Genomic DNA, 6,818 nt, shown 5'->3' on the forward strand with positions numbered 1-6,818 from the left:
ATCGCCCAGCGCATCGGTGACGCGAGTACCGGCAGCCGAGTACGCCAGCGTGACGCCGTCGATACCGCCGGCGTGCTGGCTGGAGATCGCACGGCCGACCTCGTCGTAGGCGAAGGTGCTGAAGCGCTGGCCATCTTCCGTGGTCACGCCGGTAAGATGGCGCGGGAAGCGCGTGTCTTCATAGTGATAGATCCGACTTTTGCCATCGGCATAGGTGACGCTCGCAAGGCGCTGCTGGTCGTAGCCGTAGCTGGCCAACTGCACCCCACCGGAGACGATGCCGGTGATCAGCGCATCGTCGTTGTCGTCGGCATACACCAGTTCGATGGAGCGCCCCTGCAGCGAGGCGATGCTCTGCAAGCGCCCACGCGCGTTATAGCCGTACACCCATCCGCTGCCATCCTCGGCCATGCGCGAGACCAGATTGCCCTTGGCATCGAAGGTGTAGATGGCATCCTGGCGATACAGCACCCACTGGTCGCCGTTGGCGACGATGCGTTCGCCCGAGGCATTGGCCGCGCGATACTCGGCTCCCATCTTGCGGAACGGCACGGCATAGCCGCTACCCTCGATCAGGCCCAGCGCGTCGCCCTGGATGGTCAGGTGCAAGCTGTGCGAGAAGGTCCAGCCGGGGCCGAATCCACCGGTATTCAGTGCGATGCCTGAGTGGTAATAGCGCGTCAGGGTGATCCAGCCCAGATCCAGGTCGCGCTCGGTCTGGAATTTCTCGCCGGTCTTGACGTCGCAGGGGTTACCGACCATGCCGGAATTTCCGCCACTAACCGGGCCACCGCCATTACTTTTCTCGCCGCCGCACTGCAGCGTCGATACTTCGACGGTGGCGAAAATTTCTTTATTAGTGCACGCCTGATCACTTATATGCCAGCTCATGTAATCGTTCGGGCATTCGGAACGCCTCCTTCTTTGCAACTCCACCTCGTATTGAATTCGCCCACAATCAACTTCACTATAACCGTTAACTTGATAAGCCCTATGTTGATACTCAAGCCCCCAATCATATTGAGGATAAGGACCTTGATCTGGCGAGCCAACCCAGTCACCCGTAGGACTTGCACTCAGATCCACTCCGCACTGAGAAGATTCAGACACAAAATGGTCAATTAGTGCTTTCACTTCCTTTTCTTCAGAATCTGGAGCAGGATCTCCATAGGGAGCGTATCGCCAGCCCTCATCATTTGCCCTCTTGCGCCCCATCCAGTAGGTAATCAGCGCAGTCCCATTTTCACGAATCACTTCGTTTTTGATCGTATCGACGTACTTATAGACATCTTCCATGCCCTGCGGCCCGGAAATCATCTTGATCGCGGCTTCTGCCTGCACTTGCGTGTCGTAGGTACCATGATCATTTCCATACATGTCGCGAACGAGAAACTGCTGTTTCTTTCCTTCTGTCGCGGCGAACGCAGAATTCGCCAGCAGAAAAAACAGCACCGCCACCAAAGCGAAGCAGCTAGCAAAAGATATGCGATTGCGATGTATATTGATCATTGCGCGTCCTTGCAGGAAATCCATCCAGTCGAGTCGACGATTGCCAAAGTGAGTCAAACCGTCTGCCGATCGCATACATCGGACACGACCAATCTCCACATGGTGCGCAACCTGACGCAGCCAATCAGCGACTGGAAAGGGAAACGAAATCGGAAGGCTTGGGGGAGATACCCGACACTGGGCAGGCCGCTTCATCCCTGGGCGAAGCTCTAAAACGAACGGAACACGCACGTTGCGCATACGACAATCCTTGTCATTACGAGAAGCGATGCTAGACGATGGCCCTATCCACTGGCAACAAGCCGCTGCGGCTTTCGCTCAAGCGCGCATAGCATCGGCCAGGATGGTTGCGGTACGCAGTCAGAAGCAAGGCCGTTGCAAGACGGCTGCCGATCTAGATGATCGCCGCAAACCGCTCCACCACCATCCCCTCGATCGCCTCCAGATCCGGCAGCAAGGCGCTCTGCTCGCCCAGCAGCACGCGCATGTGCACGCCGGGCGGGAGGGTTTCTTCGGAGGCGTCGGCGAGCAGGCCGTCGCGGGGGACGGAGATCAGTTGCGGGAAGGATTGGGTGAGCAGTGCCAAGTACGGCAGGTCGGGGTTGCCGCCCAGGGCCTTGAGCACGACGATCTTGTTGTTGGCAGCCACGATCTCGGCGCCCAGGCCGGTCAGGCGGGCGAAGGAGACCAGCGGCACTTTCCAGCCGTACCAGGCGATCTGGCCGAGCAGCCAGTGCGGGGCGTCGGGCAGCGGTTCGACCGGCACGCGCGACATCACTTCGGCGATGGTGGCGTTGGGCAGCAACACGCGCTCGCTGCCGGCCAGGATGAGGACACCGCGTATTTCGTCGTTGCTGGCGTAGCTGCTCATGGAGTGACTTCGTCCTGGAAGCGGAAAAAACGCGCGATAGGGGCGCAGCGATGAATGGCGTGTGCCGCCTCGCTCAGCCGCTCCACCGTGCGGTCAAGGCCTGGGCCAGTTGCGCCGGATCGCCGCCGGGATGGCCCTGCAGGATCAGGTGCGCGCCGGCGGCGGGGTCGTAGCAGCCGTCGCCGGATTGCCCGGCCACCCAGGCGCCCTGCGCGGCCAGCGCCAGCACCGCATCCACCTGCTGCGGGTCGCTGCCGCTGAGCAGCAGCACCGCGCTGTGCGCGGCCGGCAGGCCGGCGACCACGGAGGCGCCGGCGTCCTGGGCGACGAAGCGCAACCCGGCCGTGCCGTGCACGCCGACGTCGTCGGGCAGGATGTAGACGTTGCCAGGGGCGACCGGCTCGCCGGCCTCGGCCAGCAGCACCGGCAGCGCGGACACGCGGGCGATCTGCTTGACCAGGTTGCCGTAGCGGCCGCCATCCAGGCGCAACTGCACCAGCAGCGGCAGCGGGAAGTTCTCCGGCAGTGCGGCGAGCAGGCGACGGATCGCATCGGGGCCGCCAATGCCGGCCATCACCAGCACCGCACCGTGCGCGGCGGCGCCTGCACCGGCGCCGCTCGTGGACGCGGGCTCTTCCGATTCCAGCGCGACCAGCGACAGACCTTCGGTGGAGAACTGCGGGACGTGTTGCGACGCGCGCGGCGCAGCGGCAAGCAGGGGCGCATCGTCGTCGACCAGCGACCAGGCACTGGCCGGCAGCGCCGCGGGTGTGGCGGCGGGCGCAGCCGGTGTCGCATCGACGTGCGGCACAGCCGGCTGCGCAGACGCTTCGCTGGCAGCGGCTTCGGCGCGTGCGAACTGCAGGTCCTCGAAACCCGGCGCGACGTCGGTCGGCGGTTGCCAGGCATAGACGCCGTCCTCCGGCACGGCCGCGGCGAAGCCGGCGGCTTCGTCGACATGCAGGCCGATCGGCGCGTCCTCGTGCAGCTGCGCCGGCGTCGCCGGCAGGCCCGGCTCCGGCTGCAGACCGGTCTCGGTCTCGCGGCCGGGCGGCAGCACGTCCTGGTGGCCCTGCAGCTTGGCCGCCAGGTGCCGCGCCCAGCGCTGCGCTTCCCAGCCTTCGCGGCGCGCGGCCAGCTCGGCCTCGTCGAAGATCACGGTGACGCCAGGCAGCGCCAGCGCCGCATCCAGCCGCTCCAGTGCGTCCTCGATCGCCGGTTCGAGCGCGATCAGCACCGCGCTGGGGGCGGCATCGGCCAGGGTCTGCGCGTCGATCGCGCCCGGGTCGTCTTCCAGCACGATCGCCGCGCCGACCAGGTGCAGCGCCTCGCGCAGGCGCTCGCGCGCCTTGCCGGGACGGGCCAGCAACGCGACCGGCGTGGAGGTGGCATCGCCGTCATTCGCGAACACGGGCGATCCCCAGCAGGTCGTAGACGTTGCGCATCAGATCCAACTCTTGGTAAGGCTTGCCGAGATAGCGCTGCACGCCCAGTTCGAAGGCGCGCTGGCGGTGCTTCTCGCCGCTGCGCGAGGTGATCATCACGATCGGCACGGCGGCGTAACGCGGATCGGCGCGCATCGCCGTCGCCAGTTCGTAGCCGTCCATGCGCGGCATCTCGATGTCCAGCAGCATCAGGTCGGGCACCCGCTCTTCCAGGCGTTCCAGCGCCTCGACGCCGTCGCGCGCGGACACCACGTCGAAGTTGTGCCGCTCCAGTACGCGGCCGGTGACCTTGCGCATGGTCAGCGAGTCGTCGACCACCATCACCAGCGGCACGCGGCGCTGTTCGGTCGGCGCGGCCTCCACCACCGGCCGCAACGGCTGCGCCAGGAAGCGGCGCACCAACGGGGCGATGTCGAGGATCACCACCACGCGGCCGTCGCCGGTGATGGTGGCGCCGTAGATGCCGGGCACCGAGGCGATCTGCAGGCCGACCGGCTTGACCACGATTTCGCGGTTGCCGAGCACCTGGTCGATCGCCACCGCCGCACGCAGGTCGCCCGCGCGCACCAGCAGCAACGGCACCTGCGCCTGGCCTTCGGCACGTGCCGGTGCCTGCCCGACCAGTGAGCCGAGGTCGTGCAGCGCATATTCCTCGCCGCTGTAGCGGTAGCCGCCGGTGCCGGCCTCGAAGCGCTCGCGGCCGATGCGGCCGATGCCGCTGACCGACGCCACCGGCACCGCGAAGGTGGTCTCGCCGATCTGCACGAACACCGCCTGGGTGACCGCCAGGGTCTGCGGCAGGCGCAGGGTGAAGGTGACGCCCTGGCCGCGCACCGAGTGGATGTCCACCGAGCCGCCGAGCTGGCGCACTTCGTTGCGCACCACGTCCATGCCGACGCCGCGGCCGGCCAGCTGGCTGACCTGGTCGTAGGTGCTGAACCCGGGCGCGAAGATCAGCGCATCCAGTTCGTCGTCGGACAGCACCGCGTCGGCGGCGATCAGCCCGCGCTGCTCGGCGCGGCGGCGGATCGCCTCGCGGTCGAGTCCGGCGCCGTCGTCGGCCACTTCCAGCACGATTTCCGATCCCTCGCGGCGCAGGCGGATGGCGATGTTGCCCTCCTCCGCCTTGCCCGCGGCACGCCGTTGCTCCGGCGCCTCCAGGCCATGCGCGACCGAGTTGCGCAGCATGTGTTCCAGCGGCGCGACCATGCGGTCGAGCACGTTGCGGTCGAGTTCGCCGTGGGTACCTTCCAGGCTCAGGTGCACCTGCTTGCCGGTCTCGCTGGCGGCCTGGCGCACCACGCGCCGCAGCCGTGGCACCAGGCCGTCGAACGGCACCATGCGCGCACGCATCAGCCCGTCCTGCAATTCCGAACTGACGCGCGACTGCTGCTGCAGCAGACCGTCGTACTGCCGCGCCAGGTCGTCGAGCACACCCTGCAGGCCGCCCAGGTCGGCCGCGGACTCGTTGAGCGCGCGGCTGAGCTGTTGCAGCGTGGAGAAGCGGTCCAGTTCCAGCGGATCGAAGCTCTGCTCGGTCTGGTCCTGTTCGCGCTGGTAGCGGGCGACGATCTGCGCCTCGGTTTCCAGATCCAGGCGCCGCAGCTGATCGCGCAGACGCGCGTTGGTGCGGTCCAGTTCGGCCATCGCGCCGCGGAACGCGCCCAACTGCTGCTCCAGCCGCGAACGGTAGATCGCCACTTCGCCGGCGTGGTTGACCAGGCGATCGAGCAGGTCGGCACGCACGCGTACCTGTTCCTGCATGGGCCGCGCGATCGTCGCCTCTTCGTCGGGCGTGCCCTCCACCGGCAGCGGTGCCGACAACGGCGCCGCCACGGCGGCCAGTGCCGCGGCAGCCAGCGCGTCGTCGGCCGCCGCGAGCGGCTCCGCGACGGTAGTCTCGGCATCGCTGGCGGCGGCGAGCCGTTGCCCGTGCGTGCGCGCGTCGAACGCGCCGATCAGGTCCTGCGGCATCGCCACCGCGCGGTGGTTGCCGGTCAGGGTCAACAACTGGTGCAGGCGATCGAAGCCGCGCTCCAGCAACTGCACGTCCTGGCGGTCGAGCTCGGTGCGATGGGCGGCGACCGCCTCCAGCAAGGACTCGATGCCATGGCCGAGGTCGCCGATGGCGTTGATGCCGGCCATGCGCGCGCCGCCCTTCAGCGTATGCAGGTCGCGCTGCAGGCCGCCGAGCACGTCGCGGTCCTGCGGCGCGGCGCGCAGCTCGGCGATCAGGCGATCGCAGTGGTCGAGCAGGTCCTTGCCTTCGTCGACGAAGATATCGACCAGCTCGCGATCGAGGTCGGCGAAGTCCAGCGGCCCCAGATCGACGGCCGACAGATCGGTTCGCGCGGGATCGGCCGCGGCCTGCGCTGCGTCGGTGTCGGTGTCGGACGGCGCGGGTACGGTGGCCTCCGGCGCTTGCTGGTGGTGTTCTTCGTGGATATCGCCGGCGGACGCCGTGTCGGTATCGGCTGCCGTGGTCGTGTCGTTCTGATCGACGGCGCCCTCGGGCGCGTGGTGCACTTCGTCTGATGCCACGGGATGCGCGTCCGACGCCGCCTCGCCGTCGGACGGCGTCGCGTGTGCGGCGTGCTCCGCTTCGGCGGCGTCGTCGCGCGGCGCGCCATCACCCGCATCACCGGTCGGCGCAACGTGTTCCGCATCCGTTTCGGCGTCGGTGTGTTCGCCCACCGCGTCTGTGGCGAGAGACGCCGCATCGCCCTCGTGCGTTGCGTCCTCCGGATGCGCTGCGGCATCCGGTGTCGCGTCGCCGTGCTCGGCGGTGGACTCGGTATCGTCGTTGGCCGAGGCCACGCCATCGTGGCGCCAGCCGCTCGACGGTGCCAACGGGTGCTGGTGCAAGCCGATCGCAGGGGCGTGCTCGTTGAGCTGTTGCTCGTGCGCTTCAGCAGTGTCATCGGCGGGGGCGGGGGCGCGGGGGGGGGGCGGCGGGGCGGCGCGACACCCCCCCCGCGGGGCTTGCGCCTGTG

4 protein-coding genes are annotated in these 6,818 nt (G+C 67.6%); all 4 read right to left on the bottom strand.

Annotated features, from left to right (window positions below):
- A partial coding sequence (locus CEK69_RS20690; protein WP_193314055.1) for an RHS repeat domain-containing protein occupies positions 1-1,533 on the bottom strand: 1,533 nt, incomplete at its 3' end.
- 370 nt (positions 1,534-1,903) lie between these two features.
- Entirely contained in the window at positions 1,904-2,380 is a 477-nt protein-coding gene (locus CEK69_RS20695) for a chemotaxis protein CheW (RefSeq protein ID WP_152247682.1), read from the bottom strand.
- A 73-nt stretch (positions 2,381-2,453) separates the two neighbouring features.
- Positions 2,454-3,791, bottom strand: a complete 1,338-nt coding sequence (locus CEK69_RS20700; RefSeq protein WP_152247684.1) for a chemotaxis protein CheB — start codon at positions 3,789-3,791, stop codon at positions 2,454-2,456.
- The coding region (locus tag CEK69_RS20705) for a response regulator (protein ID WP_226975249.1) at positions 3,778-6,818 on the bottom strand (3,041 nt) is incomplete at its 5' end. The genes CEK69_RS20700 and CEK69_RS20705, both read right to left, overlap by 14 nt.

It is taken from the genome of Xanthomonas sp. LMG 12462, from assembly GCF_009192885.1.
GTDB lineage: Bacteria > Pseudomonadota > Gammaproteobacteria > Xanthomonadales > Xanthomonadaceae > Xanthomonas_A > Xanthomonas_A sontii.

What these genes read in the sequence shown, in the direction of transcription:
- CEK69_RS20695 (WP_152247682.1), bottom strand. Translation starts at nt 2,380, where the DNA reads ATGAGCAGCTACGCCAGCAACGACGAAATACGCGGTGTCCTCATCCTG.